This is a genomic window from Vibrio genomosp. F10 str. 9ZD137 (genome assembly GCF_049974785.1).
Classification (GTDB): Bacteria; Pseudomonadota; Gammaproteobacteria; order Enterobacterales; family Vibrionaceae; genus Vibrio.
This window is the reverse complement of sequence record NZ_JBNGCJ010000316.1, coordinates 1-3,494: the sequence shown is the minus strand read 5'-3', so window position 1 is coordinate 3,494 and position 3,494 is coordinate 1. Positions and strand designations below refer to the sequence as shown.

The 3,494-nt window shown below is 41.0% G+C and carries 4 protein-coding genes; 1 reads left to right on the top strand and 3 read right to left on the bottom strand.

Translation table 11 applies throughout. The features are described from left to right. The 3 genes from ACP45E_RS06160 to ACP45E_RS06150 all read right to left on the bottom strand — a co-directional run. Positions 1–379, bottom strand: a 379-nt coding sequence (locus ACP45E_RS06160; RefSeq protein ID WP_141707242.1) for a retention module-containing protein, incomplete at its 3' end; no start/stop codon positions are given. 324 nt (positions 380–703) lie between these two features. Next, on the bottom strand, positions 704–943 hold the full coding sequence (locus ACP45E_RS06155; protein WP_017037683.1) for a hypothetical protein: 240 nt from the start codon (positions 941–943) through the stop codon (positions 704–706). Between the two features lie 146 nt (positions 944–1,089). Next, on the bottom strand, positions 1,090–2,118 hold the full coding sequence (locus ACP45E_RS06150) for a GGDEF domain-containing protein (protein WP_017037682.1): 1,029 nt from the start codon (positions 2,116–2,118) through the stop codon (positions 1,090–1,092). A 145-nt stretch (positions 2,119–2,263) separates the two neighbouring features. Between ACP45E_RS06150 and ACP45E_RS06145 the strand changes: the two genes are divergently transcribed. After that, positions 2,264–3,439 carry a linear amide C-N hydrolase gene (locus ACP45E_RS06145; protein ID WP_017033322.1) on the top strand — a complete coding sequence of 392 codons (1,176 nt, stop codon included), beginning with the start codon at positions 2,264–2,266 and terminating at the stop codon, positions 3,437–3,439. Positions 3,440–3,494 lie beyond the last annotated feature (55 nt).

Here is a 3,494-nt window from a genome sequence, read left to right as displayed (position 1 = left end):
CACCAGCGGCCGTGGCTTCTAACAGTTCTGTTGGATCCTCGCCAGACAAAATAGCGTCTTGAATGGCAGCCAGATCATCTTCACCAAACTCAGCACCGCTCAGTTTATCCAGATCGACACTCACATCACCCGCAATAGGCGCGACATTCCAAGTTGAAGTTTCATCGACACAGGCAACACAATTCTCATCAATGACGCTAAGTTGAGACTCTGCGTTATTCATAATAACGCTCGCGCCATTTATCGTAATAACAATGTTGTCGCTATCAATGGTCTCCCCGGCTAACACTTTACGAGCACTTCCACCTGGTGAAACGGCGATAACATCCCCAGAGACTTCTTTAACTAATTGACTGTGTCGTAAAACGTTTACATCCATAAAAACCTCAAGCGCTATTTTTAAAAAATCAACAGCAAATAAATTAATTGTTACAGTTTTATTGTTATAACGTCAAAGTAACAAATTATTGGGCTGACGTCATGTTTTTACACTGCAAACCATACATTGTTGCATATTGCTATGCGTGTTATGACCCAGAACGATAACTTTAACTTATTCCACAGTCTCAAAAATAAGTCGAATTAGCAGATAAAAAGGAGAGTTTTAGGCTTTGGGATTGAGATTGAGATTGGGATTAGAAATGTAACGACAAAAAATAAGGACGCATTAGCATCCTTATTTTTCTTATTTTTCTTATTTTTCTTATTTGTACTCTATTTTTTTTTCGATAAAGTCAGACTCACTAAACCAGCCCACGGTACCTATATATTGGCTTTCAATAAGTTGAGCATCTATCTGGGCTGCGTAACGCGGTGTCATCGTGATCCAGTCATCCTGTTCTTCTGAGTTAACGTCTTGTATATCGGCATCTTCTATGCGAAGAAGTAACTCTTTCACTAAATCTTTTGCTTTATCATCAAGTTGCAAGCAAATACAGTTCATTATCTATTGTCCAATCATTTGTAACAGGCTCATTGACGTTAAGGCCCGTAAAGTACTTCCCAGCTTAACATCTTATTACGCTGAAATTAGAACGGAATGTTCCCTTATTTCAGTTCAGTTCAGTTCAGTTCAAGGCTAAGTAACGCCTACCCAACTAACACAGGTTCAAAAATTTCTCGTTCACTGGATGCGATAACTTGGTCTTTTCCTTGCGCTTTGGCTTTGTACAAAAGCCGATCTGCGCGTTTGAGCAAATCACTTTCTGATAAGCCTTGTTTATTCTTCACCAAACCGCCACTGAATGACAAACTGACCATACTGCCCTCAATATTCACGAGAAGTCTCGTCACGTTATCACGCAACCCATCAGCCTTGGCCAATGCACTGTCGATATCACTGGCTGATAGCCAAACACAAAACTCTTCACCACCGATTCGAAATATTCGATTTAACTCAACATCTTTCATCAATTGTTGACTGATTTTTTTTAGCACAAAATCACCGATATCATGGCCATAGTCATCGTTTATCGACTTAAAGTCATCGATGTCGAGCATTAATAAATAATCATCGCTATGAGATTCCAAAGACTCGGTAAACGCCAAACGGTTGTTGCATCCGGTTAACAAATCTGTCAATGCCAATTTCTGCAATGATTCATTGGCCTGGGCTCGACTCAATTCAAAGAAATGAGATACACACCAGATCGCTAAATAGCAAGTGAAAAAATTAATAAATACAGGTGCAAATGGTAACCCTTCAGTCCCGAAGACCTTGTAACTGACGGCCGATAGAACAAGCACGAGCACAATGAGGCTCAGTTGAAACCCTAAACGCCCGCCTAACAATAAATAGGCAATGGTTGGAAAAAAGAATCCCCACAAAAACAAGACATCGGTAATAGGGAGCAATGCCGTACCCAATATAATCAGCACAGCGATAAACAATAAGTACCAATAAACAGAAACAACGGAGTACTGCCCTCTTCGACACCGAATGAACATGTAAAGTGAAAACAAAGCAAATACCATCTCTAAAGCGGCAAATAGGTATTGGCTATGGTAAACAACGTTAAAAATGGCCAATGCAGTGACAATAAAGAAAAAGGCAAAGCTAACCGAACTGAGTACGGCTTTCCTGATTCGATCCGTCGAATCCAAATAGTTAGAACTCATATTTTCCCTTTAAATAGACCTAAGGTCTCAATCTGTTTATAAAAATCTCTCGGACTGTATCAGTTTTCTCTAACCTAGGATATTTTGCAACGTTATTTACTGTTTTGTAATTAACAATTTACAGACCAAATAGGGCTAAATAATCATGTGCACTCGTATAGTCAATAGTCTAGACCAAAAAAACGTCATGACCGGCAGAAACTTTGACTGGCATTACCCATTAACAACCTACCTCTATCGTCAACAAGCGAATGGTGAAGTTCGAGTCGGCGGCCAGTTCGATTTGACCACTCCACATACCTCACTCGAATGGAAAGTGGATCACGCCAGCATCTGCGCCTATTTAGGGAGCGATCAACTTGGGTTTGCTGCTATCGACGGTATTAATGACAAGGGATTAGTGGTCAATGGCTTAGAAGATTTATTAGCACATTTTGAAGATGCAACCGAGATCATCAGCACCAGTGATAGTTTGGCAGCAAAGGTTCATCAGATAAGAGAGCTGATTGAGAAAGATAAAAAAGCTTTCAACGATGATATTTCAATTCCAGATGATGCAACGCTGTTGTGCTCGCTGCGTTGGGTCCAATTTGTACTCGATCGATTTGATTCCGTGCAAGAGGCGGCAGAATACTTTCGCTCTAATCCGGATAATCTTTTTATCTACAGTGGAAATGTTCCTGATGGCCACGAGCAGGTTACCAAAACAAAGCTTCATTTGGCACTCTCCGATCCCACCGGGAATTCGAGCGTGATCGAATTGAGGGGGGATGGGTTTACTGTCAATGAAAGTTGTAATTACAATGTGGTGACTGTGACACCCAGATTTGAGGTCCAACAGTGGTTATTAGAACCTTGGCTAGAAAAATGGCAATCCCCAAAACAGTTCGCTGGTTTAACCTTATTCGATGTCCCTGGAGGTACGGCAACACACCAAAGATTTGCTCGTGCTAATTACTTTTATAACTTTGCTCAACCCCAAACAGGCACTGATAATATTCTAGCTCAAACTCGCTCACTAATGGCAAGTTGTGCCACACCATTGGGTGTTCATCTTGAACGTCAATCTGAAAACGCAGTGCCTTCAGCCACGACCCAGTGGACAAGTATCAGCGATCAACGCCTTCTCTGTTATCATTTCGTCAATACACATTCTCTCGGCCATCAATGGCTCGACTTTAAGCCTTTTTCTTCTGATTCAGAACGAGTGCTGTTAATTGGCGAGAGTGATGTCGAAAAAGAACCCAAGGCGCCTATTTATGGTGATTTGAATGAGCACATGAAGCCTTGTAGCGCACCTTTTACTGCGATTTCTTCATAAAGTGAGATTAAAGCGTTAACAACTGAAGCATAAAAGCCTCCATAAAAAAGCTAAG